The sequence below is a fragment of the Vibrio sp. HDW18 genome (assembly GCF_011306175.1).
Taxonomy (GTDB): domain Bacteria; phylum Pseudomonadota; class Gammaproteobacteria; order Enterobacterales; family Vibrionaceae; genus Vibrio; species Vibrio chanodichtyis.
The window spans coordinates 1,135,276-1,161,509 of record NZ_CP049913.1; the positions used below are offsets into that span (position 1 = coordinate 1,135,276).

Annotated in this window: 27 protein-coding genes and 2 pseudogenes; 18 read left to right on the forward strand and 11 right to left on the reverse strand. The window is 46.8% G+C overall.

The annotated features are described in order from the left end of the window. The first annotated feature begins 108 nt into the window (after positions 1-108). The 8 genes and pseudogenes from waaF (at position 109) to G7083_RS05510 (ending at position 7,610) form a co-directional block, all read left to right on the forward strand. Positions 109-1,167, forward strand: coding sequence for a lipopolysaccharide heptosyltransferase II (gene waaF, locus G7083_RS05475; RefSeq protein ID WP_166013907.1), 1,059 nt, complete (start codon positions 109-111; stop codon positions 1,165-1,167). Positions 1,168-1,173: 6 nt separating this feature from the next. Then, on the forward strand, positions 1,174-1,956 hold the full coding sequence (locus G7083_RS05480; protein WP_166013908.1) for a glycosyltransferase family 32 protein: 783 nt from the start codon (positions 1,174-1,176) through the stop codon (positions 1,954-1,956). Further along, complete coding sequence (gene waaA / locus G7083_RS05485) at positions 1,956-3,236, forward strand: lipid IV(A) 3-deoxy-D-manno-octulosonic acid transferase (RefSeq protein WP_166013909.1); 1,281 nt, start codon at positions 1,956-1,958, stop codon at positions 3,234-3,236. Before G7083_RS05480 ends, waaA begins: the two co-directional genes overlap by 1 nt. Further along, positions 3,233-3,613, forward strand: coding sequence for an HAD-IIIC family phosphatase (locus tag G7083_RS05490; RefSeq protein ID WP_055051859.1), 381 nt, complete (start codon positions 3,233-3,235; stop codon positions 3,611-3,613). Before waaA ends, G7083_RS05490 begins: the two co-directional genes overlap by 4 nt. Then, a complete protein-coding gene (locus tag G7083_RS05495) occupies positions 3,604-5,187 on the forward strand; it encodes a capsular biosynthesis protein (protein WP_166013910.1) in 1,584 nt (527 codons plus the stop codon). The genes G7083_RS05490 and G7083_RS05495 overlap by 10 nt, the downstream gene beginning before the upstream one ends. Next, positions 5,184-5,927: a glycosyltransferase family 2 protein gene (locus G7083_RS05500; protein WP_166013911.1), complete on the forward strand. Its 744-nt coding sequence runs from the start codon at positions 5,184-5,186 to the stop codon at positions 5,925-5,927. The genes G7083_RS05495 and G7083_RS05500 overlap by 4 nt, the downstream gene beginning before the upstream one ends. Further along, positions 5,924-6,909: pseudogene (locus G7083_RS05505) on the forward strand (WavE lipopolysaccharide synthesis family protein). Before G7083_RS05500 ends, G7083_RS05505 begins: the two are co-directional and overlap by 4 nt. Before the next feature lie 2 nt (positions 6,910-6,911). Then, positions 6,912-7,610: a CatB-related O-acetyltransferase gene (locus G7083_RS05510; RefSeq protein ID WP_166013912.1), complete on the forward strand. Its 699-nt coding sequence runs from the start codon at positions 6,912-6,914 to the stop codon at positions 7,608-7,610. A 201-nt stretch (positions 7,611-7,811) separates the two neighbouring features. Here G7083_RS05510 and G7083_RS05515 read toward each other — a convergent pair whose 3' ends face one another. Both G7083_RS05515 and G7083_RS05520 read right to left on the reverse strand, forming a co-directional pair. Continuing rightward, positions 7,812-9,806: an acyltransferase family protein gene (locus G7083_RS05515; protein WP_166013913.1), complete on the reverse strand. Its 1,995-nt coding sequence runs from the start codon at positions 9,804-9,806 to the stop codon at positions 7,812-7,814. Between the two features lie 6 nt (positions 9,807-9,812). Continuing rightward, positions 9,813-10,514 (reverse strand): 3-deoxy-D-manno-octulosonic acid kinase, encoded by a 702-nt coding sequence (locus tag G7083_RS05520; RefSeq protein ID WP_166013914.1) that lies wholly within the window; start codon positions 10,512-10,514, stop codon positions 9,813-9,815. Positions 10,515-10,633: 119 nt separating this feature from the next. Between G7083_RS05520 and G7083_RS05525 the strand changes: the two genes are divergently transcribed. Together G7083_RS05525 and G7083_RS05530 are read left to right on the forward strand one after the other, a co-directional pair. Further along, positions 10,634-11,701: a glycosyltransferase family 9 protein gene (locus G7083_RS05525; protein WP_166013915.1), complete on the forward strand. Its 1,068-nt coding sequence runs from the start codon at positions 10,634-10,636 to the stop codon at positions 11,699-11,701. A 42-nt stretch (positions 11,702-11,743) separates the two neighbouring features. Next, positions 11,744-12,523 carry a glycosyltransferase family 2 protein gene (locus G7083_RS05530; RefSeq protein ID WP_166013916.1) on the forward strand — a complete coding sequence of 260 codons (780 nt, stop codon included), beginning with the start codon at positions 11,744-11,746 and terminating at the stop codon, positions 12,521-12,523. 61 nt (positions 12,524-12,584) lie between these two features. Here the strand turns inward: G7083_RS05530 and G7083_RS05535 are convergent, their stop codons facing one another. Next, positions 12,585-13,622 carry a glycosyltransferase family 9 protein gene (locus G7083_RS05535; RefSeq protein WP_166013917.1) on the reverse strand — a complete coding sequence of 346 codons (1,038 nt, stop codon included), beginning with the start codon at positions 13,620-13,622 and terminating at the stop codon, positions 12,585-12,587. Between the two features lie 110 nt (positions 13,623-13,732). Between G7083_RS05535 and coaD the strand changes: the two genes are divergently transcribed. Next, positions 13,733-14,227 (forward strand): pantetheine-phosphate adenylyltransferase, encoded by a 495-nt coding sequence (gene coaD / locus G7083_RS05540; protein WP_166013918.1) that lies wholly within the window; start codon positions 13,733-13,735, stop codon positions 14,225-14,227. A gap of 96 nt (positions 14,228-14,323) precedes the next feature. Here coaD and mutM read toward each other — a convergent pair whose 3' ends face one another. The 5 genes from mutM to radC form a co-directional block, all read right to left on the reverse strand. Continuing rightward, a complete protein-coding gene (gene mutM, locus G7083_RS05545) occupies positions 14,324-15,133 on the reverse strand; it encodes a bifunctional DNA-formamidopyrimidine glycosylase/DNA-(apurinic or apyrimidinic site) lyase (protein WP_166013919.1) in 810 nt (269 codons plus the stop codon). Between the two features lie 9 nt (positions 15,134-15,142). Continuing rightward, positions 15,143-15,625: a hypothetical protein gene (locus G7083_RS05550; RefSeq protein ID WP_166013920.1), complete on the reverse strand. Its 483-nt coding sequence runs from the start codon at positions 15,623-15,625 to the stop codon at positions 15,143-15,145. Positions 15,626-15,832: 207 nt separating this feature from the next. Next, positions 15,833-16,000, reverse strand: a complete 168-nt coding sequence (gene rpmG / locus G7083_RS05555; RefSeq protein WP_166013921.1) for a 50S ribosomal protein L33 — start codon at positions 15,998-16,000, stop codon at positions 15,833-15,835. Between the two features lie 13 nt (positions 16,001-16,013). Next, positions 16,014-16,250, reverse strand: coding sequence for a 50S ribosomal protein L28 (gene rpmB, locus G7083_RS05560; RefSeq protein WP_000091952.1), 237 nt, complete (start codon positions 16,248-16,250; stop codon positions 16,014-16,016). A gap of 294 nt (positions 16,251-16,544) precedes the next feature. Further along, positions 16,545-17,219, reverse strand: coding sequence for a DNA repair protein RadC (radC, locus tag G7083_RS05565; RefSeq protein ID WP_166013922.1), 675 nt, complete (start codon positions 17,217-17,219; stop codon positions 16,545-16,547). Positions 17,220-17,505: 286 nt separating this feature from the next. On the opposite strand from radC, the gene coaBC reads away from it, so the two are divergent. The 4 genes from coaBC (at position 17,506) to lpxN (ending at position 21,431) form a co-directional block, all read left to right on the forward strand. After that, the gene (gene coaBC / locus G7083_RS05570) at positions 17,506-18,708 is read left to right on the forward strand and encodes a bifunctional phosphopantothenoylcysteine decarboxylase/phosphopantothenate--cysteine ligase CoaBC (RefSeq protein ID WP_166013923.1); all 1,203 of its coding nucleotides are present in this window, start codon (positions 17,506-17,508) and stop codon (positions 18,706-18,708) included. 191 nt (positions 18,709-18,899) lie between these two features. Continuing rightward, positions 18,900-19,490: a nucleoid occlusion factor SlmA gene (slmA, locus tag G7083_RS05575; RefSeq protein ID WP_166013924.1), complete on the forward strand. Its 591-nt coding sequence runs from the start codon at positions 18,900-18,902 to the stop codon at positions 19,488-19,490. Positions 19,491-19,495: 5 nt separating this feature from the next. Continuing rightward, a complete protein-coding gene (locus tag G7083_RS05580) occupies positions 19,496-20,443 on the forward strand; it encodes a Kdo(2)-lipid IV(A) acyltransferase (protein ID WP_166013925.1) in 948 nt (315 codons plus the stop codon). 10 nt (positions 20,444-20,453) lie between these two features. Continuing rightward, entirely contained in the window at positions 20,454-21,431 is a 978-nt protein-coding gene (lpxN, locus tag G7083_RS05585; protein WP_166013926.1) for a lipid A biosynthesis myristoyltransferase LpxN, read from the forward strand. Between the two features lie 87 nt (positions 21,432-21,518). Here lpxN and pyrE read toward each other — a convergent pair whose 3' ends face one another. Together pyrE and rph are read right to left on the reverse strand one after the other, a co-directional pair. Continuing rightward, positions 21,519-22,160: an orotate phosphoribosyltransferase gene (gene pyrE / locus G7083_RS05590; RefSeq protein ID WP_166013927.1), complete on the reverse strand. Its 642-nt coding sequence runs from the start codon at positions 22,158-22,160 to the stop codon at positions 21,519-21,521. Between the two features lie 204 nt (positions 22,161-22,364). Continuing rightward, positions 22,365-23,081 carry a ribonuclease PH gene (gene rph, locus G7083_RS05595; RefSeq protein WP_166013928.1) on the reverse strand — a complete coding sequence of 239 codons (717 nt, stop codon included), beginning with the start codon at positions 23,079-23,081 and terminating at the stop codon, positions 22,365-22,367. A 164-nt stretch (positions 23,082-23,245) separates the two neighbouring features. Between rph and G7083_RS05600 the strand changes: the two genes are divergently transcribed. Beyond that, positions 23,246-24,112: a YicC/YloC family endoribonuclease gene (locus G7083_RS05600; protein ID WP_166013929.1), complete on the forward strand. Its 867-nt coding sequence runs from the start codon at positions 23,246-23,248 to the stop codon at positions 24,110-24,112. Between the two features lie 277 nt (positions 24,113-24,389). Here the strand turns inward: G7083_RS05600 and G7083_RS05605 are convergent. After that, positions 24,390-24,590, reverse strand: a pseudogene (locus tag G7083_RS05605) (Fe(3+)-hydroxamate ABC transporter permease FhuB); the annotation flags it as partial. Between the two features lie 112 nt (positions 24,591-24,702). On the opposite strand from G7083_RS05605, the gene G7083_RS05610 reads away from it, so the two are divergent. Continuing rightward, positions 24,703-25,503 carry a substrate-binding domain-containing protein gene (locus G7083_RS05610; protein WP_166013930.1) on the forward strand — a complete coding sequence of 267 codons (801 nt, stop codon included), beginning with the start codon at positions 24,703-24,705 and terminating at the stop codon, positions 25,501-25,503. Between the two features lie 11 nt (positions 25,504-25,514). Then, complete coding sequence (locus G7083_RS05615; protein WP_166014994.1) at positions 25,515-26,228, forward strand: hypothetical protein; 714 nt, start codon at positions 25,515-25,517, stop codon at positions 26,226-26,228. The last annotated feature ends 6 nt before the right edge of the window (positions 26,229-26,234 follow it).

A 26,234-nucleotide genomic window follows, 5' to 3' on the forward strand; every position in this document is an offset into this window, starting at 1 on the left:
TTACACCATATTTCACTTATTATTAGAATGAATTTATCATCATTAATATGAGTTTTATCAAACTAGTGCTGTGTTAGAATAACCGCAAAATAAGAATGACGGTGAAAAATGAAGTTACTGATTGTAGGCCCTTCTTGGGTAGGCGATATGGTGATGTCACAGAGCTTATACCAACGCCTAAAGCAGCTACACCCTAACGCGCAGATTGATGTTTTGGCACCTGCTTGGTGTAAGCCAATTTTGGAACGTATGCCAGAAGTGAATAAAGCAATTGAAATGCCACTTGGCCATGGTGATGTGAATCTGCTTGGCCGCAGAGCTATTGGTAAATTGATGTGCGATCAGTATGATCATGCATATGTACTACCTAACTCAGCGAAATCAGCTTTAATCCCTTGGTTTGCCAATATTCCAGCGCGCACCGGCTGGAAAGGTGAGTTTCGTTATGGTCTGCTTAATGACTTACGTCCGGACAAACGTATCTTTCAATACATGGTTGAAAGGTACGTAGCATTAGCTCATCCAAAAGCGACAATGCGAGCAGATGTTTCATTGGAACACTGCCCAAGACCAAAACTCACCGTTGACCACACAGCGCAGCAGAAGGCTCGCCAGCGACTCGGCTTAGATTCGACGCGGCCGATTATCGGTCTTTGTCCTGGTGCAGAGTTTGGCCCAGCCAAACGCTGGCCCGATCACTACTACGCCGAAGTCGCTCGTTATGTGATTGAAAAAGGTTTTCAGGTGTGGTTGTTTGGCTCAGCGAAAGATCATCCGGTCACAACCCAAATACAACAAGCATTAAGCTCAGAGCAACAAGCATACTGTAACAACCTTGCTGGAGAAACCTCGTTAATTGAGGCGGTTGACTTGCTTGCTGCTTGTCATACGGTGGTGAGCAATGACTCAGGATTAATGCATGTTTCTGCAGCAGTCGGGTGTCATATTGTCGCCATTTACGGCTCTAGCTCCCCCAAATACACGCCACCACTGACCGATAAACTGGCAATGGTGCATACCGATATTGAGTGTCGCCCTTGCTTTAAACGAGAATGCCCGCTAGGCCATATGGATTGCCTCAATTCTCTATTGCCTTCTCGTGTCATTGCAGCGCTAAACCTATTTATCGTGCCCGATGCGAAATCGGCACTCGCTAATGAGATATAAACACTTATGAACAACACCGCTAAAGTGATTGCCAACCGACTTATCCGCCTGACTGGCAACCTGTTTAAGATGCTCTCTTACCCGTTTCATTGGATGTTTCCAAAGCTGCGGTTTACGATTCCCGCTTATTCACCAGCTAAGCTAAAAATGCGCGCTAATGCCACTATTCCACGCACCATTTGGCAAACCAACTTTACCGATCAAGCCTCACTACCGGTTTACCTTAACTATCTGTTTAACCGTCTTATGTCGCTCAACTGTGACTATCGCTATGTGAGTACCGAAGCGCGTGGTGAGTTCTTAAAAGAACATGCATCACCAGAAGTTTATGACGCTTATTCACGCCTCACTAACGGTGCAGCCCAAGCTGACTTATGGCGTTTAGTGGTACTCAATACCTATGGTGGTGTGTATATGGATATTGATGCCACGCTAGTATGGCCACTTGATAAGCTGCTCGGCGACTCACAAGAGCTGTATATTCGCATTAAAAATAATACCGAGATCACTAACTACTTCATTGCGACCGCACCAAACAATCCCGATCTACAGGCCACCATTGAACAGGTGGTTTATAACGTGAATCACTACGAGCCTTCCATGGGGGTGTATCACTCCACAGGACCAACGGTACTCAATAACATCTTGTCAGCTAAAGCGGAGATTCACACTCAAGATCGTAAATACGTCTGTATTCAGGGCACCTTTACCAATGAACACTTCCAATACATTGATAAACCTCGTGGCAAGTGGACACACATCAACCCCGAAGATCTCGTGAAAAAATAATGCTGCTCCGTACGCTTTATACGTTTTTACTCACTTTAGCTGCACCGTTTTTACTGTATGGCCTCTATCGCCGTAGACAGGGGAAACCCAGTGTCGGAAAACGTTGGAAAGAGCATTTCGGCGTTACCCCACCACTAAAAGCCACAACCCCACCGATCTGGATCCATGCCACATCGGTGGGTGAAACCTTAGCGGTAACGCCACTCATAAAACAAATTAAGCAGCGTTCACCGAATACACCAATTCTGCTGACTACCACGACCCCGACGGGTGCTGAACAAGCGGAAAAGTTGGCGGATTGGGCCTTACATCGCTATACCCCGATTGATTTTTCGTTTGCAGTAAGAGGCTTTTTGCGTCGTGTCCGACCTTGCCAATTGATCATAGTGGAAACAGAACTGTGGCCAAATACTCTGCATACCGTTGCCAAAGCGGGTTTGCCGATTACACTCGTGAATGCACGACTTTCGGAAAAATCCTATCGCGGCTATCAGCGTATTCGCCCGTTCTTTAATAGTATGGCGAAACCTCTAAGCCTAGTGTTATGTCAATTTGCAGACGATGCAAAGCGTTTTATTCAGCTCGGTGTGGCTGAGACAAAAATCAAAATTACCGGTTCGATTAAGTTTGATATCAACATCACCGATGAGGTGATTGCTCAAGGTGAAGCACTCAGAACGGCTTTAGGTAAACATCGTCCAGTCTGGATAGCCGCCAGCACACATCAAGGTGAAGATGAAATCGTGCTTGCTGCACATCAAGAAATCCTCAAGCAACATCCTAATGCTTTGTTGATTTTAGTGCCGCGCCATCCTGAACGTTTTGCGGCGGTGCATAAGCTCGCAGCCAGCCTTTTTTCAGTGCAAACTCGTAGCAGCCAACAAACCATAACCTCGGACACTCAAGTGTATCTCGGCGATACCATGGGCGAGATGCTGGTATTACTCGGCGCTTCTGATGTGTGTTTTATGGGTGGCAGTTTAGTGGGCAAAAAAGTCGGCGGACATAATTTGCTTGAACCTGCTGCACTGGCAAAACCCATCATTACAGGCCCTAGCTTTTACAACTTCACTGATATCACGCATGCACTCATCAACGCACATGCCTGTGTGATTGCTGACCAACCAGAAACCATCGCCAAACAGGTGAGCCATTGGTTTACTGATGTTCAAGAACGGCAGCAATGCGGAAAAAATGCCTTAGCGATTGTGATGCAAAATCGTGGAGCTCTCGAAAACACCTTGATCGAATTAGGTTTTAGTAAGGAATTCGTCCAATGAAAAAATTGATCGTCGACCTCGACGGCACTCTCACCCAAGCCAATACTTCCGATTATCGTAACGTGCTACCTCGGCTTGATGTGATTGAACAGCTTCGCGAGTACCACCAACAAGGGTTTGAGATTGTGATTTCGACGGCGCGTAATATGCGCACTTATGAAGGTAACGTCGGCAAAATCAATATCCACACACTTCCCATCATTACTGAGTGGCTAGATAAACACCAAGTGCCTTATGATGAAATTTTAGTGGGTAAACCTTGGTGTGGACACGATGGCTTTTACATTGATGATCGTGCTGTGCGCCCTTCCGAATTTGCTTCGATGAGTTTGGAAGAGATCCACCAACTCTTTGCGAAGGAAAAATCATGTTCCTAATTATGTCGGGTGCCTATGTTGGCCAAGAGTTGGAATCTGAATTTGGGCGTATTCCTCCGAGTTTTCTGCCGTTAGGCAATCGTCGCCTGTTTCAGCATCAAGTCGCTTTGGCACCACAAGACGTAAAAGTCTACCTCTCATTGCCTGAATCTTATGAGGTCTCAGAGATTGACCGCCAATGGCTTGAACAACATCAGGTGACAATTATCGCGACACCGGATGGACTCAGCTTAGGGGCATCACTGGTAGCAGCACTCAATATTAGTGGGCACTCACTCAATGCACCGCTGCACATCCTCTACGGTGATACGCTATTTAACCAACTGCCTGTTGGTGATGATATAGTCAGCGTTTCCACCGCAAAAGACAGCTATAACTGGGCGGTATTAACTAATGATGAAGTCGATTGGCTACAAGATGCCAATACGCCCATGAGTCACGAAAGTCAGCGGATTATCGATGGTTACTTCAAATTCAGCCGCCCACGGGAACTGGTTCGTTGTATCACCCAGAGTGAATGGAAGTTTATTGCAGGCCTCAATCGCTATCATAAAAGCGTCGGCTTAAGTGCGGTCAATTCCATCGGTTGGCTCGATTTTGGCCATGTGAATACTTACTATCACTCTAAAGCCGAATTCACCACTCAGCGCGCCTTTAATGAGCTGACCATCACCGCTAAATGGATTGAAAAATCGAGCATCAAAAACCAAAAAATCGCTGCTGAAGCTTACTGGTTTGATCATCTGCCAATGGAGATGCGTGGTTTCATTCCACAATATTTAGGCAGCCAAAATAGCGAGGGGAAAATATCCTATCGCTTAGAGTATCTCTACCTAACAGCACTAAACGAGTTATTCGTTTTTTCCAGATTACCGAGCCAAATCTGGCAGAAAATCTTAGCCAGCGCAGTGGAGTTTTTAAGCCTATGCCGTGAGCAAGCGGTCGAGCAAAAGATCCCTATCAATACTCTCGACATACTATTTGCCGATAAAACCGCTCTACGCCTCAATGAATTCTGTGCATCACGACACATCACTTTAGAAGATCAATGGCAGTTTGCTGGACAATATGTTTCGCTCGCGCAAATTCTACGTGATAGCCAAAAACATCTACCTGATCGCAAACCCTTGCTAGGGGTCTTGCACGGTGATTTTTGCTTTAGCAACATTTTGTATGACTTCCGAGCCAACAAGATTAAGACGATAGATCCTAGAGGGATGACCCCTGACGGACAGAAAACACTGTATGGTGATATCCGCTACGATCTCGCTAAGCTGAGTCATTCGATTCTAGGTTTATATGACTGGATTATTGCCGGTTACTACCATGTTGAAATCGCCAATAACGCGATCGAATTAAAGATTGCCGAACAGAGCCATCATAAGGAGACGCAACAAGGTTTTATCGAACTGATTGAGCGGACCTTCGGTCTCACAGCGAAAAATCTTTACGCTATGCAAATTCAACTATTCCTCTCCATGTTGCCTTTGCATGCCGATGATCGTCGCCGCCAAGATGCCCTATTTGCGAATGCATTTCGTCTCCATCAAATTTTACTGAGGCTTGATCAATGATTGTGATCCCAATGGCGGGAATGAGTTCTCGCTTCTTCAAAGCCGGCTATACCCAGCCTAAATATATGCTTGAAGCCCATGGTCAAACTCTGTTTGAACACTCGGTCAACAGCTTTGCCGCCTATTTTGCTAGCACTCCGTTTCTGTTTATTGTGCGCAATGTTTACGACACTGCGGCCTTTGTGCGCGAAAAAGCGACTCAGCTTGGCATTAAACAGTTTTACATTGCTGAATTGCATACCGAAACTCGCGGCCAAGCAGAAACGGTGACTTTAGGATTAGAGGAATTAGCAAAGCAAGGCGGGGACTATCAAGGCTCGATCACGGTGTTTAACATCGACACATTCCGCCCGAATTTTGTATTCCCTGACATTAGCCAACACAGCGATGGCTACCTAGAAGTGTTTCAGGGCAGCGGTGACAACTGGTCTTTCGCCAAACCAGAGCATACTGGCAGCACCAAAGTGATTCAGACAGCCGAGAAAAATCCGATTTCCGATCTTTGTAGTACCGGGCTTTATCACTTTAATCGTAAAGAGGATTACTTGGAGGCGTATCGCGAATACGTTGCCAGACCTAGCCAAGAATGGGAGCGAGGCGAGCTATACATTGCGCCACTCTACAACCTACTCATTCAAAAAGGGTTAAATATTCACTACCACTTGATCGCGCGCCATGAGGTCATTTTTTGTGGCGTGCCAGATGAGTACACTGACTTTTTGAGGCAGCCACAACCATGATCAAGATTGATGATGAAGCGATCACCTTTGTTGTACAGGGACCAGTGCAAGCCAGCGCCAGTCGTCAGCAAATCGCGGGTATCACAGAGCAGTGTTTGAACTCCATACGGCGCTTTTTTCCTAAATCGACCATCATTCTGTCTACTTGGAAAGGGCAGCCGTTGGATGGGCTAGATTACGACCAAGTGTTGGAATTGGATGATCCCGGCTCAAATACCGTTTTTTATGACGGTCAGCCAATTAAACTCAATAATAACCGTCAGATGTACAGCACCCACATGGGGCTGAAAGCGGTAAAAACGCCTTATGCGGTTAAGTTACGTACCGATAACCTGCTGACGGGTCGCCAATTTGTTGAGTTGTATGAACAATATGCCGATCTCCCCGAGCGCAGAATTATCAATTTTTGACTCAGCGAGTGCTCACCAGCAGTACGTTTTTTATTTCGAGCCACTACGGACATCCGGTGCATTTTCATAAAAGCGATCTGTTTGATTTTGGACTGACCCAAGATCTTCTGACTATTTGGTCTGATCGCTGGATACCAGAATTACACTTCACGCTTAAGCCGGGCTACAAAGCACGCCACCCAGCAACGGAGCAAGTTTTATGTCTGAATTGGATCTCCGCACTACTCGATGAAGAGCACCATATCGAGAGTAAAACCTGCGATCACGCAGGCTTAGGTGAAAACTTTTGGCCACCGTTTATGGCCAATAACTTACTCATGGATTGTCCAGAAAATATTGGATTGGATGTCACTGAGCGCTTCTATAAACGAGGTAATCTGGCGCTTGAATATGACCTTAAAGATTGGCTGTATCTTAACGGTTTGATCTCTAAAAATACTCTAATCGATAAAAAGCGTATTTATAGAGCATATAAAAAATGGACAGGATTAATGATTAAGAAAATCCATCCAACCCGAGTGAAAAATAAGAGTTTCCAATTGATAGCAAAGCGATTGAACAAGATTAATTGACTATGAAAACCCAAAAACGCTTTTTAACTGTTAATGAGCTTATTCAGTTAAAAAAGTCCCATATCACGCTCAAAAAGTGGTTTAAGAAGGCCTATAAGATCGCTCAGCCACTCGCAATTGAGCCACACACACACTTTAGTATCTCAAGAAATCATTTGTGGCAAATGGGGGCATTTTCATACTCCCATTCTGCATTGCCAGTAAATTCAATCGTTGGTCGATACTGCTCGATCTCTGGCGGTTTAAAAATAATCGGTACTGAGCATCCTCTCCACACCTTTACAACATCGCCATTAACTTATGAGTATGATTTTTTGGGTGGTGAGTGCCAGCCATTCGCACTAAAACCACTCAAAACAGCAGAAAGATTGGTCATAGGTAATGATGTATGGATTGGACAGAATGTATCTTTAAAGGCAGGGATAAAGATTGCTGATGGTGCAGTGATCGCCGCCAATGCAGTCGTAACCAAAGATGTCCCAGCATACGCGGTTGTCGGTGGTATTCCAGCCAACGTGATTAAATATCGCTTCTCAGAAAGTGAGATCTGTCAGCTCCTAGAACTAAAATGGTGGAATTATCACTATAAAGATTTTGTAGGTATGGATTTGAGTTTTTCAGGTGCACAGCTGTGTGACTATTTTGGCCAACAACTCCCAAAACTTAAGCCATATACACCAGAAAAAATTCATCTAAGCTAGCTGACATGTACTTTAGCCTACAAGACATATGCCACTGGCCTAATGTATTCCCACCAATCAGGTCCTATGTTTTGGCCATAAAACAAAAAACGCAATCGTCAGTCAATTGCGTTTTTAATATATCAATCACTAAGAATACAGAATTAAGCTACTTTAGGTATCACTCAGTTCAGATGGCTCAGCTAGCCCCTTACTGAAATTTCATTGATTTCTCCCTAACCAGTGTTCTGCTAATACTCTCGCACCTTCATAATTAAGATGATTGTTATCCATATACAAGGGGGTACTATTTAGCTGACTTTTACAACTAACCTCATCACAAATAATTGATAAGATTGGTATAACTTCAACTTGTGGATATTTTTTTGCAATCTCATCAATAATTGTATTTGTCATCTTCTGACGTTCAAGTATTGCACTTAAAGGTAAATCACAAGATGCATCTTTCATCCATCCATAGGTAGCTTTCTTAACTAAACAATTGCTGGGATTGAAGTCATAATCTGGCACTTGTTCAAATAAAATAGGTTTGATACCAGCTTCAACCAAATGCTGAATTGTCCGCTCTAAACCTTCTTTGAAAGCTCTACGGCTATTATCAATCGATTCGCTATAATCTGTTTCATCACCTAAATAGACACGGCTACCTTTCTCTCCAACAGAACGTGTTGTTTCTACATACATAGCCCAACGTCCAGCTAAAAACACCACATCCGGCTTCAATTCAGCTAACTTAAGGGCAATTTCATTATTTCGTTGAGAACAATTTTGTTCTGGTTTTCCATACTTAATGAGGTCACTTCCAAGAACAGGAGGGCAGCCACCTAGACCACCGAACAGCGCAGAGAATCCCTTTTGATTGCCTAAAACATCAACAAAACTTCTAAAATGGCCAGCATGTGAATCCCCCCAGATATAAGCCGTAATCGGTTGTTCTCTGTCTCCTATGATCGGAGCTTCAAAAGGATACGAATCTGCAATCTGCGGACGATGATTCTTATCATCATCAAACGTATAAGCGGATTGGCTAAATATTGTTTGGACTGCATCACTAAATCGTATTGGATAACCATCTTGCGCAACAATCTGTTTAGCAATCGCGATCGAACACCCAATCGGCAAAATCAAATAAAACAAGGAAACCCATCGCTTGCCGATTTGCGCATGCCGCAAAGGGTTTTCTACCAACAGCCAAGAGACTAAAGAGAGAACAACCGTGATCACTCCACAAATGATGGCATCGACAACCGTAAAGCTAATGAAATAGTAACGATAAAAAGCCAATACCGGCCAATGCCATAGATACAATGAGTAAGACAAACGACCGATGAGCACCATGGGGCGCAAACTCAATACGTACGAAATAGTGCTGGTTTTTGACGTCCCAGAGAAAATGACTAAAGCAGAAGCGATGGTCACAAACAGCGCATAAATACCCGGGAAAACATCACTTTCATTCAAAGAGAAAGAGAGCCAAACCAGACTAACCATCCCGACAATCCCAGTAAGATGATAAAAGCCTCTTGGTAATTTCCTGCTGTTTTGACTTTTTATGTAAATAATTATTGCTAGCAGTGCACCAATTAATAGTTCAAAAGCTCTACTTTGAATTAAATAATAAGCAGAGCTGCCTCCTAATCTCGCCATATATTCAGAATACACAATTAATCCAACTAAGCTCGTAAACATTACCACCCAGAAAAAATGTGGTTTTAGGTAACGAGCAGCGAGGATCAAAACCATCGGCCAGACAAAGTAGAACTGTTCCTCAATTGATAATGACCAGGTATGGAGTAATGGCAATGTTTCTGAGGTTGGCGCAAAGTAGCCGGAGTGTTTTTCAAAATAAATGTTAGCAATAAATGAACTTGCGTACCGTAAGCTATCGGAAAAACCCATAAAATCATTTGGTGTGTAAAGCCAATACGCAAAAACAAGACTTGTCATCGCCACCAGATAAAATAGCGGTAAAATTCTTTTGATACGTTTTACATAAAACTGATTAAAAGAAAATTCTTTATTTATAATCTGAGGATAAATTGCTGATGTTATGATATAACCAGAGATAACAAAGAAAATATCAACACCAATAAATCCTCCAGAAATCCAATCTGCATTCATGTGAAATAAAATCACCATTAATACAGCGAGAGCCCTCAAGCCATCAATATCTGCTCTATATTTGAAATTGCTCATTTAATTCTACTTGTTACTCACCAAAAATAATTCCCACAGATCCGTGGTCCAATTAATATTTCGTTTGATTAATTCCTTTTCAAACGAACGTTTTAATCTATTTAAGTTATCTTGTTTCCAGCCATCTCCACTTTGAACATAGCACTTATCAAAATCAATAATCCATACATTCTCTTGGTCATCAATCAAGATGTTATGAATATTGAGATCGGTGTGATTCACTTGCGCATCATGCATTTTACGGATTTCACGGCCAATTTTTTGATAAAGCTCAGCACTGATCGGACTTTCCTGCAAAATACTTACTAAATCACGTGCATTAGCAATTTTTTCACTTAATAAATCCGCTTTATAAATAAGACCATGCTTTTGTACCCGGGCAGCAATCGGCCGCGGTACGTTAACGCCAGCTACACGCAATTGATTAAGCAACATAAACTCTTGATAGCTGCGAGTTTTTTCCCAGCTGGTGAACCAATAAGAATCAGTCACTAGCTTGCCAAACAGACCACCGCGGCGATAATGACGCAAGGCAGCTTGTGTCTGTTGCAACTGCACAAACCAAGTAGTGCCTCGCCCCGTTGCACTACCAATCACTTTGTCATTTTGCTGCCAAAACTCAGGGGTGCAACATTGACTCGGGTCTTCGAGCAAAAGCGCATCATCAAACCAAATTGTCTGCTGAGCATCGTTGAACGTCTGTATCAAGGGCAATTCCTATCGTTATCTGGCGGTTTTGCAGTTTTACTCTGCATCTGGCGTGCTGCATTTTACATTTTCTGATCAGCTCTGCATAATTCTGGTTCAATTATCGAATAGGTTTGTCTATGGCACTGTTTCAATCAGCCCCACACTCGCTCTGTATTCTTCGCTTATCGGCGATTGGTGATGTCTGTAATACCATTGCTGCCGTGCAAGCTATTCAACGTCAATGGCCACAAACACGCATTACTTGGGTGACAGGCAAGCTAGAGGCAGAACTGATCAAAATTCTGCCTGACATTCGGGTAATTATCTTTGACAAAAAACTCGGATGGCGAGCCTACATTCAGTTATGGCGGCAATTAAAACAACAACGTTTTGATGCACTGCTGCATATGCAGTATGCCTTGCGCGCCAGTATTGCCACTTTAGGCATTAAAGCACGCTATAAACTGGGTTTTGATGCTGCACGCAGCCAAGATTTTCAAACTTGGTTTACCAACGTCAAAGTTCCCTCGCCAAACAAAATGCACGTATTAGATGGCTTACTGGCATTTGTAGAGCACTTAGGTATTCGCGATATTGAGCCTAAGTGGTCACTCACCTGCCAACCTGACGATCTGACATGGGCTGAGGCGCAGTTTCAGCCCGAGCAACCTCGCTTAGTTGTGGTGCCCGGAGCAAGCAAAGCTTATAAGAATTGGACGGCAGAGGGCTATGCAGCAGTTATTGAACATGCCCAACAACAAGGCTGGCAAGTGATCTTGGCCGGAAGCCCAGCACAAGTTGAGCGCGATCTGGCCGCGCAAGTGGAGCAAGCACTCGCTCACCCCGTCTTAAACTTGGTGGGGAAAAGCACGCTGCAACAGATGCTCGCACTGATCGCAAAGGCAGATTTGGTGATCGCCCCCGATACAGGCCCAGCGCATATGGCTAATGCCATGAATACACCAATCATTGGTCTCTACGCTCACCATAATCCTGAACGCACAGGTCCATACCATTATCGTCATTATGTCGTTTCCGCTTACCAAGAAGCTTTACTTGCGGAAACCGGTAAAACGCCGCAGCAGGTTGATTGGCGCACGCGGGTTAAAGACCCCAATGCGATGCAGCGCATCAAGGCAGAGCAAGTGATTGCGATGTTTGAGCATGCATCTGCTGACATCATGGCCACACAGGTGAACGATTGATACACCTTTTATACCCAGATTTATTCGTAACGAGGATTTTTCGTGAGTAAACCAACGCTTGCTGTCGCATTGATAGTAAAAAATGAAGCGCGTCATCTGGATGAGTGCTTACAAACCGTGCACGACTGGGTTGATGAGATCGTGGTGCTCGATTCTGGCAGTCACGATGAAACCGAGCAGGTCGCGCGTCGTTACACTGAAAAATTTTACGTGAATGCAAAGTGGCCGGGCTTTGGCCCGCAGCGCCAACTGGCCCAATCTTATGTCCAATCGGATTATGTGCTGTGGCTGGATGCCGATGAGCGAGTGACTCCGGAGCTCAAGCGGAGCATTTTGCAAGCCGTTGCCGCTAATAAGCCCGATACCTTGTATCAATTTGCACGCCTCAGTTGGGTGTTTGGTCGCTTTATCCGCCATAGCGGTTGGTACCCCGATCGCGTACTGCGCCTCTATCCAACTCAACTGACTCGCTACAATGACGCATTAGTGCATGAAAAGGTGCACGTTGAGCCAAGCATGAAAGTCGAAACTTTAGCGGGCGATGCCATTCACTACACCTATAACGATGTGCATCACTATCTGGTGAAATCCGCGGGTTACGCCAAAGCGTGGGCGGATCAACGTCAAGCGAAAGGCAAGAAGGCTTCCCTTTCTCAAGGCATCGTCCATGCTGTGGGCTGTTTTTTGAAAATGTATCTGCTCAAGCGCGGTTTTTTAGATGGAAAACAGGGATTTTTGATTGCACTGCTCTCTGCACACTCCACCTTTGTGAAATACGCTGACTTGTGGGCACGGGATAATGACGAGCACTACAAACGCTAAGCGGATTTTTATCTAGCTAAATAAGAAAGACAAAGGGAGCCGTAGCTCCCTTTTTTAATGATTAAAGCTGCACACTACGCAGCCAAGGCGCAAGTTCAGTCAATACACTCTTCATATCAATTCGACTCATGTTCTCTTGGTTTACTTTATCGTCTGCAGGCGGAGGACAAAAAGCGATGTGCTTACCTTGCGAGTTGAGTGGTCGCCAGCGCAGTGGCGTTGCTGAACGCTTGGCAGGGAAGAATCCGACCGTGGGCACATCCAAGGCTGCTGCGATATGCAAAGGCCCTGTCGAGCCAGCGATGAAAAGCTGCGCGCACGCTAGCGAGCGAGTGAAATCCACCAGCCCGTCATTTTTGGCGTACAAGGCTGCCGTCACTCCTTGCTCAGCAAGTAAGCTTTGCAATTGCGCCGCTTTCTCTTCTTCACCGGGTCCTGCGGTGAGCACTACTTGTTGGTGCTCATCCATCACGCCTGTCACTAACTCACTGTATTGCGTCAAAGAGAGATTATTCGCGGAGCCGCCACTGCCGGCGTGAACAAAAAGCCACGCCTTAGCCGGATTAAGCTCTAGCTGATCAGCGAGTTTGCTACGCTGCGCCGCCAACTGCTCAGCAGGAAAGGCCAGATACGGTGGATTTGGTTCAATAATCGGCTGGCCGATATCACGCAAAAAGGCACGCACTAAATCAAGGTTGTATTCGTATTCCGGCTTGGCCGATTGCGAGCGCTTTTGCTTAATGCGGTGCTGATAGAAAATCTGCGCCAATTTGGTCGCCGGCGCTAAACGGTAAGGAATGCGCGCTTTCCACACTAACAGCGCGTTATACATGGTCGAAAACAGGTTAATAGAAGCATCAAACTGCTGCGCTTTTAAGCTTTGCACCAACTGCTGATGCTGCACCTTATCCGCCTGTTGACCAGGGTCGATGATCACCGCGTCAATCCATGGACAAAGCTCAGCCAGTGCGGCGGTGTATTTCGGCACCAGCGCGGTGATATGACAATCCGGCAGAGAAGCTTTCAGCATAGCGAAACTTGGCCAAGCCAGCATAAAATCGCCAATTTTATCGTTGCGAATAACCAGTAACTTTTTCATTGTGCTCAAGAGTGTGTGAAATTTTGCGTGCTCATCATACCGACTTCATAGGTAAATGTGAGGCTTTTTGTTAGGATGAGGCCACTTCCCTGATTGATGAGTAACGGATTGTGAGCCAAAAACGTCTTTCCCGAGTGATTTACCCCGGCACTTTTGACCCCATCACTAACGGGCATCTGGATCTGATTGAGCGCGCCGCGCAAATGTTTGATGAAGTGATCATCGCCGTGGCCGCCAGCCCGAGTAAAAAGACTTTGTTTACGCTCGAAGAGCGGGTCGAGTTCGCGAGCCAAGTCACCTCACATCTGGATAACGTCAGTACGAAAGGCTTTTCCGGATTGTTAGTTGATTTTGCCAAAACCGAAAAAGCGAATGTATTGATCCGCGGCTTGCGTACCACAGTCGATTTTGAATACGAATTTGGTCTCACCAATATGTATCGACGGCTGATGCCCGAACTAGAAAGCGTGTTTTTAACCCCCTCTGAAGAGCATGCTTTTATCTCTTCCACCATAGTGCGTGAAGTAGCCATTCATGGCGGCAATGTGGATGAGTTTGTGCCTGCTATTGTGGCTAATGCACTGCAACAAAAGAAAAAAATCTAGTTCCTCAAAGGGATGCAATCTCGCATCCCTCAATCCCCTTCCTACTTGCAACTGCCGCGGTGTTGGCTACCTGCAACTCCAAGTCGTTTGGGTATATCAATGCTGACACTTTAAGCAGAAAAAACTATTGCGCTGAGCAATTTTTTGCTCACACAACGGCTCGCCGCAATTTGGGCAAGGCTGCTTAGCTTTGCCATATACTTGTAATTCTTGGGCAAAATAGCCGGGCTTACCGTCACTTTGGGTAAAATCTTTCAAGGTAGTTCCCCCTTGTTTAATCGCCCCTTGCAGCACCTGTTTAATATTGCAAACTAAGGTTTGCCATTCAGTTAGGCTCAATGAATGAGCCGGGCGCAGCGGATGGATGTGGGAAAGAAACAGCGCTTCATTGGCGTAGATATTGCCCACCCCCACCACCGCGGCGTTATCCATGATGAACGCTTTGACTGCAATGCGTTTGTTGCGCGCTTTGTCCATCATATAGTCAGCGTTAAAAGCTTCGGTCAATGGCTCTGGCCCTAAACGCGCGAGCACTTGATGGCTTTCGTTAGGCGCACACCATAACCAAGCACCAAAGCGGCGCGGATCGTGATAACGCAGCCGTTTACCATTACTCATCACCAGATCGACGTGATCATGTTTGCCAGCCGGAAAATCGCCATCTAAAACCCGCAGTGAACCGGACATGCCTAAATGCACAATCGCACTGCCGACTGCGGTTTCAATGATCAGATACTTAGCGCGACGATGGATCGCGAGAATGGTCTGCCCTTCAAGCTGTTTCAGCTCCGCAGGGATAGGCCAGCGCAGCTTAGGCGCTCGTAAGATGATCGATTGGATAGTCGCGCCAACCAGATGTGGCGATATCCCCAACCGACTCACTTCCACTTCGGGTAATTCAGGCATGACGGCTCCTTACAAGGGCTCAGGAAACAGATAACTCGCTTCTACCGAGACGGCAATCCAGTGATCTTGCCAGTTTTTTAGCAGCCAAAATTGTGGGGTTTGGTAAAAGGTGATCCGCTGTGGCTCTTCGCTGTCGGCATACCACACTTCAATGGTTTGTGCGCTGGGTAATGAGGATTGCAACGTACGATAAGTGGCATCATCGACTTCGGTTCCGGTCAGCGCTTGCCAACGTTGCACTAACTGTTTGCCACTCACGGTTAATTCGGGGCTAGCAAACCACTCTTCACGGCTTTTTTCGAGGGAAAATTGCGGAAAGTTCATCGCCTGCAAGGTCGCGGCAGGTCGTAATAAGGTTGGAAAACGGTTGGTTGGCGGTGGTACTAGGTAGGTTTTAATCAGCGTTGGCAGATTGAGAATCGCAATAAAGCCAATCACCGATAAAATCAGGATGTTATTCCAACGGCGACGTCGATCGGGAGAAACGCGCATAATCACTCCTTGCTATAAGCCAACACTGACAGAGTAGCAAACTGCGCCAACAGATCCTAGTGGATCGAATCTCATCACCTCACAGCGTGAACACTAATTGTAGATAGTGTAGATAGCAAAAATTGCAGATAGAAAAAATTGTAGATAGAAAAAAACCCAACCAAAGGCTGGGTTTTTTCACACACTACAAGAGAGAGATAAAATCAATTACTTGATTTTGCCTTCTTTGTACATAACGTGCTGACGAACTACAGGATCAAATTTCTTGATCTCGAATTTGCCAGGCATGTTACGCTTGTTCTTGTCAGTGGTGTAGAAGTGACCTGTACCAGCTGATGATACTAGGCGGATTTTTTCGCGAATGCCTTTAGCCATTGCTCAATTCCTCTTAAACGTTTTCGCCACGTGCACGGATCTCTACAAGAACAGCATCGATGCCTTTCTTGTCGATGATACGCATACCTTTAGCAGTTAGACGTAGTTTAACAAAACGTTTTTCGCTCTCTACCCAGAAACGATGAGTTTGTAGGTTCGGCAGAAAACGACGCTTAGTAGCATTTTTTGCGTGTGAGCGGTTGTTACCAACAGCAGGACGCTTACCAGTTACTTGGCATACTCGTGACATGAATGTCTTCTCCAAATCGTTTCAGCTCGATATCAACCTTGGTGGCCGAACCTCTCTCTTTCCGAAATCAGAAGTTGAGGGTAAAAACCGTTATGGAATACCCATACAAGGCTATCAAAGGTCGCGCATTATACTAACTTGCCGCACATTGCTCAAGACCCGAACAGATCCTTTTCGCAGGATTTGCTGATCTTTTTACGGTGCGAGCTGAATCAGGGTTAAAAAATGTCGGGGCATATTAGCAGATTCTCGCTAAGTCACAAGTTTAAAAATGCCGCAAACTATCAGGTTGAGCTATATCCAGCCTCGTTCAGCAAAAGAGACCACTTCCCCATCCCCCACCACAAAATGGTCGAGTACCCGGATCTCAACCACGCTTAAGGCATCGCGCAGCCGATCGGTGATCCTACGGTCTGCTTGACTCGGTTCTGCCACCCCGGAAGGATGGTTATGTGCCAGGATGACCGCGGCGGCATTATATGCCAGTGCTTGCTTAACCACTTCACGGGGATAAACGCTCGCCGCATCAATCGTGCCTTCAAATAAAATTTCATCGCGGATCACCCTATGTTGGTTATCTAACAACAATATATAGAAGGCTTCACGCTGGCGATCACGCAGCACGCTGGATAAATAAAGTTTGGTGTGCTGCGGGCTAGTCAAGGCATCGCCCCGTTTGAGGGTTTCCGCCAGATGGCGCTGCGCCATTTCTAATACCGCTTGTAATTGCACATATTTGGCTTCCCCTAGCCCTTTATGCTGACAAAATTCGGCTTGAGAGGCGCAAAACAGCGCGCGCAGCGATCCAAATTCACGTAGCAGCAGATCCGCCAAAGCGAGCACATTCATACCTTGGGTGCCGGTGCGTAAAAAAATCGCCAGCAATTCTGCATCACTTAATGCGTGTGGGCCACGTTGCAACAACTTTTCGCGCGGCATCGATTCGGGCGGTAAAAATTTAAGGTTCATAGTGGGCTCTGCCAAGGATTTCGTTTACACAAAGCAGAGAAGCCGACAACTCGCAAGCCGCGTGGCTTAAGTTTCGAATCATCTCACTGACTAATGTAAGTGAGCTGTACACAAAGGCTTAAAATGTTTAGCCACTCCGTCAACGAAGCAAATGCGCTTAAGCGGACTTTTCAGCAAACGATCAAGCGAGCTTTACCGGTTGTCATCCGCGCTATCATGCTGGGGTGACTGCAACATTTCGGTTAGCTGTGCTAACATAGCGCGCAGATTTTTTGAGGGTTTCGAAATGCAAACATTGGCAGGTAAAAAGATTCTACTCGGTATCAGCGGTGGTATCGCAGCATACAAATGTGCCGAGTTAACTCGGCGCTTGGTCGAGCGCGGCGCAAGCGTGCAGGTGGTGATGACCCACGCCGCCAAAGAATTTATTACTCCGCTGACCATGCAGGCCGTATCGGGTCGCCCAGTTTCCACCAGTTTACTTGACCCAGCTGCAGAAGCCTCAATGGGACATATTGAACTGGCCAAATGGGCGGATTTGGTGCTGCTGGCTCCTGCCACCGCCGATCTGATTGCGCGCATCGCCGCGGGCATGGGTAATGATTTATTAAGCACGTTAATTCTCGCCACTGATGCCCCAGTGATGGTCGCACCAGCGATGAATCAGCAGATGTATCGCAACCTTGCCACCCAAGCCAATCTGGATACCCTTGCGCAGCGCGGCTACTCAATCTGGGGACCGGCGGCTGGCGAACAAGCGTGTGGCGATATCGGCCCAGGCCGCATGTTAGAGCCGATGGAGCTGGTAGCGCGCTGCGAGCAATTTTTTACCCCCAAAATTCTGCACGGACAACGGGTGCTGATCACCGCCGGCCCCACTCAAGAAGCGCTCGATCCGGTGCGTTATATTACCAACCATAGCTCAGGCAAAATGGGCTTTGCGCTCGCCAGCGCCGCCGCACAGCTCGGCGCCGAAGTCACGCTAGTCAGCGGTCCGGTACATTTACCCACCCCAGCGGGGGTGACACGAATTAATGTACAAAGTGCACTAGAGATGCATAGCGCCGTTATGACTGAAGCGACTGCGCACCAGATCTTTATCGCCTGCGCCGCCGTGGCCGACTATCGTCCACAAACTATGGCAGAGCAGAAGATCAAAAAGAATCGCGACAACGATATATTAACCATTGAGATGGTTAAAAATCCCGATATCGTTGCCGCAGTGGCTGCCTTGAGCGAACACCGCCCATTTACCGTCGGTTTTGCTGCCGAAACGCAGCAGGTTGAAACCTATGCACGCGATAAGCTGACGCGTAAAAAGCTCGACCTGATTTGTGCTAATGATGTGTCACAGCCCGGACAAGGGTTTAACAGCAATGACAACGCGTTGACGTTATTTTGGCGAGAGGGTCAGCAAAGCTTGCCTTTAACCAGTAAGCAAGCGCTCGCTATAGCAGTGCTAGAGCAAATCCATCGATTAATGCCATAGATAGCAGCACCGCTAGGCGTTATTTTCGCCACCCAGTTCAACCATTTTTATCAACACGCTTCGAACCACCGCTGAGCTTAGTTAAACTTCATCGGTTTCATCACTACCTTGATTGCGCTGAGAGTGGTGTATTGGCTGAGGTTAGGGTATTGATGGTTGATCCGCAGTGATAATGAAAAGGAAAACGGTGCATGGCCGGCAATAAAAAAAACAACCGACGCGAAGAAATCCTGCAAGCTCTAGCACAAATGCTTGAGTCCAATGACGGTGCTTCACGCATTACGACCGCTAAATTAGCCAAACAGGTTGGCGTTTCCGAAGCGGCGCTCTATCGCCATTTCCCAAGTAAAGCTCGCATGTTTGAAGGTTTGATAGAATTTATTGAAGAGTCGTTGATGTCGCGCATCAATCGCATCTTTGATGAGGAAAAAGATACCCTCAGTCGCATTCGGCTGGTGATGCAACTGCTGCTCGCCTTTGCCGAACGTAACCCGGGCTTGACACGCATTCTCTCTGGACATGCGCTAATGTTTGAAAATGAGCGCCTCCGCGATCGGATCAATCAATTGTTTGAACGAATTGAAACCTCTTTGCGGCAAATTCTGCGCGAGCGTAAAATCCGAGAAGGAAAATCCTTCCCGGTCGATGAAAATATTCTTGCCGCGCAATTACTCGGTCAGGTGGAAGGCAGCCTGAATCGCTTTGTGCGTTCCGATTTTAAATATCTACCCACTGCTAATTTTGATGAATACTGGGCGCTATTAAGTGCACAAATTAAGTGAGAACCATGAGTCAAGATAAATACCGTAAACCACAATTCTCCAGCGCGTTATTACACCCTAAATATTGGGGGGTTTGGTTAGGGTTTGGACTGATCGCATTACTGGTTAATCTCTTACCCTATGCTCTACTGCTCAAAATCGGCCGAGGTTTAGGTCAATTTTCGATGCGCTTTGGCAAAAAACGGGTGCACATTGCTAGGCGAAATCTGGCCCTCGCGTTTCCCAACATGAGTCAAAATGAAATTGATGCTTTTGTGCTAGAAAACTTCAAAAATACTGGCATGGCGTTGATTGAAACTGGGATCACTTGGTTTTGGCCAACGTGGCGCTTTAAGCGCATTTTGATCGATAAAGATACGGCGGCGATGCGCCAACATATCGAGGCAGGCAAAGGGGTGTTACTCTGCTGCGTGCATGCTCTGAATCTGGAAATTACCGCTCGCGCATTAGGGGTTATGGGCATTGGTGGCTATGGGGTTTATCGTCCACACACCAACCCCGCTTATGAGTTTATTCAGTATCGTGGCCGCACACACAATGGCAATAAGCTAATTAATCGAACCGATATTAAGCAGATGATCCGGGTGCTACGCCAAGGCGAACGGGTCTTCTATTTGCCGGATCAAGACTATGGGCACAACAAATCAGTATTTGTGCCTTTCTTTGCCGTGCAGCAAGCTTGCACCACCACCGGCACCAGCATTTTGGCTTACACCAGCCACTGTGCAATTGTGATCGGCTCAGGTTTCCGTAACGCGCAAGGGCGTTATGAGATCATGGCTGATAAATCAATTGAAGCGGACTACCCACAAAAAGATGAAACCGCTGCCGCGGCTTACATGAATAAATTTGTCGAAGAGATTATACTGCGCGCCCCCGAGCAATGGATGTGGCTGCACAAACGCTTCAAATCCTTGCCGGACTACGAACTGACCAACTCGCGCTATCAGTAAAGGTGAATTTGTGAGCGATCAAGACAACGGCATTGCACGCCATCTACATAACCCGCAATTTGAGTGGCGCTTTCTGCACCCAAAACATTGGGGGACTTGGATTGGCATCGCTTTCGCGGCACTGTTGGCCTTTATTCCTTGGCGCTTGCGTGATCGACTGGCGAAGCCTTTGGTGCCACTCATCATCAAAAAAAATGGCCGCGTAGTCCGCCGCGCTCGGGTTAACCTCGCCTACTGTTTTCCAGAGAAAAGCGAGCAAGAGCGCGAGCAGATCCTGCACGATACGTTTGTGAAAGCCTCGCAGTTTATGCTCGGTTATTCAGAGCTGTTGGTGCGCTCGACCCGCTACAACAACGCACGGGGCGAACTGATTGGCGAAGAGAACTTGCTGCCGCTGCTAGATAGCGGCGAGCGCGTGATTTTGTTAGTCCCACACTCTTGGGCCATTGATTACGCCGCCGTTATGCTGGCGGCTCGCGGCTACAAAGTCGCCAACATCATGAAACCGCAGCGCAACCCGATTGCCGATTGGCTGATGCACGTCCAACGTATGCAGTATGGTGGCCGAATTTTCACTCGTGAAGCGGGCATCAAACCTTTCTTGCGTTCCATTCAATCCGGCTATGTTGGCTACTGGGTGCCGGATGAAGATCACGGCCCGCAAAACTCCGTGTTTGTACCGTTTTTTGCTACCGAAAAAGCCACGCTCAAAGGATTTGGCAAAATGGCCAAACTGTGTAAAGCGCAGGTAGTGCCTTTAATGTCATGTTACGACAGCGAATCGGGGCGTTATCAAGTACACATTTTGCCTGCGCTGCAAAACTTCCCAACCGGCGATGAAGAAGCCGATGCACTGGCGATGAACCGTGCGATTGAAGCACTGGTCACGCCACAGCCGGAGCAGTACATGTGGAACTTGTCGTTGCTGAAAACTCAGCGTGATGGACGAGAGATTTACGACAACTCCCATCATGGCGATCAAAGCTAAGCGTTTTGTTCTTGAGCTTAGTGCTAAAAAAAACAGCCTCAATTGAGGCTGTTTTTTTCGTTTTAGGCTTGGGTTATATCAATCCGCTTAAATGCCGTACTGCGCGCGGTACGCTTTGACCGCTTCTAAATGCTCAGCATTACCGCCTTGCTGCTCAAGATAAGTGATCAGATCGCTCAGGCTAATAATCGAAATGACCGCGCAGCCAAAATCACGCTCGACTTCTTGAATCGCTGAGAGCTCGCCCTTGCCTTTCTCTTGGCGATCGATCGCCACTAGCACGCCGGCTAAATCAGCCTTGTTGGCTTGGATAAGCTCCATCGATTCCCGGATCGCCGTGCCAGCGGTGATCACATCATCCACCAACATAATCCGCCCTGCTAATTGGCTGCCCACCAGATTACCGCCTTCGCCATGATCTTTGGCCTCTTTGCGGTTAAAGCAGTAAGGCGTATCCACATCGTGGTGATCAGCCAATGCTACTGCTGTGGTGGTAGCAATCGGAATGCCTTTGTAAGCAGGACCAAACAGCACATCAAACTCAATACCAGAATCGACTAACGCTGCCGCATAAAAACGGCCCAAGCGCGCTAAATCACGGCCAGTATTAAACAGACCAGCGTTAAAGAAATAAGGACTTTTACGGCCTGATTTCAAAGTAAATTCGCCAAACTTCAGCACCTGTTTTTCTAGGGCAAACTCAATAAATTCACGCTGGTACGCTTTCATTACATCTTCTCTCAATGGGGTTAGGTTCTAGGTTCTAGCTTCTAGCTTCTAGCTTCTAGCTTCTAGCTTCTAGCTTCTAGCTTCTAGCTTCTAGCTTCTAGCTTCTAGCTTCTAGCTTCTAGCTTCTAGCTTCTAGCTTCTAGCTTCTAGCTTCTAGCTTCTAGCACGGCATAAAAAAATAGCCCCCAATTGGGAGCTACCTGATCAATCTAATAACGATGCCTTCTGCACCGCAACAATATCAGCAATGCCTTTTTCGGCGACCGCTAATAAAGCCAATAACTGCTGATGACTGAACGGTTCACCTTCGGCGGTGCCTTGAATTTCAATCATCTTACCTTCTTCAGTCATTACCACATTCATATCGGTATCGGCGGCAGAATCTTCCACATACTCCAGATCGCAGCGCACTTCATCACCGAGCAAGCCAACCGAAACTGCCGCGACATGCCCTTTCATTGGGTTTTTCTTCAGTTGACCTTTGGCGATCAAATGGGCAAAGGCATCGGCCAGCGCCACACTCGCACCGGTAATCGATGCGGTACGTGTGCCGCCATCGGCTTGGATCACATCACAATCGACCGTGATCATCATTTCGCCCATCGCTTCCAAATCCACCACTGCACGCAGGCTGCGAGCGATCAGGCGCTGGATTTCCATCGTGCGGCCACCCTGCTTACCATTGGCCGCTTCACGACGAGTGCGTGAATGGGTAGCGCGTGGCAGCATGCCATATTCCGCCGTCACCCAACCTTTTCCTTGGCCTTTTAACCAACGTGGCACACCTTGTTCTACACTGGCATTACACAGCACTTTGGTGTTGCCAAACTCCACCAACACTGAGCCTTCTGCATACGCAGTATAGTGACGGGTTATTTTGATTGGGCGAACTTGATCCGCAGCGCGGTTATCTGGGCGCATAGTTAAAAGCCTTGTGCGAAAGGGGAAATAGAATTGGGGCGCAATTATACTGGAAGTGACGGCAAGATCCTAGCGCAGATAAGCGCTGCGGTCCTAGGATCTCCCCTTGGTTTGCCGTATGATTCAGGGCATTAAGAGCCGAACGACAATTAAAGGATACCGTAATGATTTACAGCATGACTGCGTACGCACGCAAAGAAGTCAAAGGCGATTGGGGCAGCGCCGTGTGGGAAATTCGCTCGGTGAACCAACGTTATCTCGAAACCTATTTCCGCCTGCCTGAGCAGTTACGCGGGTTAGAACCTCTGCTGCGTGAGCGTTTTCGTCAGCGCCTATCGCGCGGCAAAATCGAGTGTCATTTACGCTTTGAAGCCAATCCTGCGGCGCGCAGCGAGCTAACCATCAATCAAGCCCTTGCTCAACAAGTGATTAATGCTGCCAGCCAAATCATGCACATGACTGGCGAACTGAGCCGCATCAACCCATTCCAAGTGATGCAGTGGCCGGGGGTGATGGAAACGCCAGAACAGGATATGGATGCGATCAATCAAGCCCTTCTGAGTGGCTTTGATGACGCGGTAAATGAATTTATCACTGCGCGTGGTCGTGAAGGCGACAATATGAAAGCGCTGATTGAGCAACGTTTACAAGCGATCAGCGCCGAAGTGGTGAAAGTGCGCGCACGGATGCCAGAAATTCTCGAGTGGCAACGCGAGCGTCTGCTCGGCAAATTTTCAGAAGCGAAGATTGAGCTGGATGCAAGCCGCGTCGAGCAAGAGCTGATCCTGCTCGCACAGAAATCTGATGTCGCCGAAGAGCTGGATCGTCTCGATTCTCACGTCAAAGAAGCGCGCGAAGTACTGAAAAAAGGCGGCTCTTGTGGTCGTAAACTGGATTTCATGATGCAAGAGTTCAACCGTGAATCAAACACGCTGGCCTCCAAATCCATCGCCACCGATATCACCGCTTCCGGTGTTGAGCTAAAAGTGCTGATCGAACAGATGCGCGAGCAGATCCAAAACATCGAATAGCATTTTGGCGTTACTTGAAACTTAGTGACTTTATGATTGCCCCGCTTTGCCGGGGCTTTTGATGATCACTGGCTGCGGTTTTTCTTTTTTCAATCTAGCTATTGCTTATTTACTATTCGCTACAGCAACTATTGCGCCGCTGCGCTCATCGATTAACGGGCGCGTTGGCTTAGCAGCAATAAGCTCGCCCGACGTGGGCTTAAGCCGCGAGTGGCGGCAAAATCACGTCCAATCGAGAGTAACGTGAGCCAACGCGACCAACTGAGTGCCACCAGCCCACAACCGCCAAGCTGAGCAGCAGCGCGCTGCTGTACAGCTCAATTTTCGGGGTACGCGCGCCGAAGGCACGGGCAATATTGGGGGACAAAAATCCGATAAAACCGATCACTCAAACCGCGGTGATTGAGGCCGCTACCAACCAAATACCAGCCATCAATAGCAAAAATGCGGGCAGTACCGCTAAACCACGCGCCGCCGCGCACTTGTTGAGCTGTAGATTTTAATTACATTTAAAATTTCTTTTTTCTGCATCCAATCGATTGTTTCTAGCGTCTCATTTCACGAACTTTCCCCTCAATTAAGGAGAACGGATGAATCGCTATCGTGTGATAACCAACCTACTACTATTGGCCGCTAGTACATCTGCAGTGGCTGCAGTACCAACGGATTTAAATGTTACTCATCAACCTAAAGATGGGGTGATTAATGTCTACGGCCCTGGTGGTCCAGATACTGCATTACGTCATGCTGCCCAAGCGTTTACTGAGCAAAGCGGGGTGCCCGTTAATATTATTGCTGGACCAGAATCCAAATGGAGCCTAGAAGCACAGAAAAATGCAGATTTGCTCTTTGGCTCATCAGAGCAATCGATGAGTGCTTTTGCTGAAACGTATCCCTTTATTAATCATCAAAATATTGAACCCATCTATTTGCGTAGAGCGGTTATCGCCGTGCCTAAAGGCAACCCGAAAGGAATCCGAGGAGTCCAAGATCTACTTGATAAGCCAGCAAAAATAGTGGTGACTGAAGGATTAGGCGTTTACAACACTTCAGGCACAGGTGTTTGGGAGGATATTGCCGGTCGTACAGGTTCATTAGCTGATGTGAAAAATTTTCGTAGTAAAATCATTGCCTACGCAAAAGGTAGTGGTGCTAGTTTTCAAGCTTTCCAGCAGCAACAAGCGGATGCTTGGATTACTTGGATTCACTGGCCATTAAACCATTCCGATAAAGTCGATTACGTAGAAATTGAATCAGAACGGCGTATTTATCGAGATCTTAACCTTGCTCAAGCACAAGGTGCCGACCCTCAAACTCGAGACTTTATTAACTTCATCACGAGTGATGTAGGTGCTACATATTTTTTACGCGAAGGCTGGACCCATAAATAAGGATAATCATGATGAAAAAACTATTAATATCAACTTTGCTTTTAATCCCTGCTAGCTATAGCTTGGCAGCCACGACGGTTAATACTGCTTTGGGTGAGGTATATGCAGATCAGGCAGGGAAAACCTTGTATACCTTTACAAAAGATCCTCTTACTAAATCCGTTTGCTACGATGAATGTGAAAAACTGTGGCCACCAATGTGGGTAGATGAAGAGACTAAATCTGAGTTTGCAAAGCTTAATGCTGTTGAATCAATCACCCGTAATGATGGGCGTCAACAATGGACGTTAGCCGGCAAACCTCTCTATCGCTGGATCAAAGATACTCAACCTGGTGATATTAGTGGTGCTGGTGTAAAAGGCGTTTGGCATTTGGCTCGTGCTGATGATGTAACACTACAACTCTTTAATAATGGTACTCATCGTTATTTAGTCGATAACAATAATTTGGCACTCTATACCTTTGATAAAGATAAACCGGATATGTCGGTATGCTATGGTGATTGTGCAGTCAAGTGGCCACCTGCTTATGTTGAAACTGACCTTATTCGCAAGGGCATTGAAAACCTAAGACTAACCGGAGGTTTTGGTGTGATCCAGCGTAATGATGGCACTTATCAATGGAGCTATAAAGGTCAGCCGCTCTATCGTTGGTTTGAAGATACACAGCCGGGCGAAACGAAAGGTGATGGGGTCAACAATGTTTGGCATCTAATTACTCAATGAGGAAAG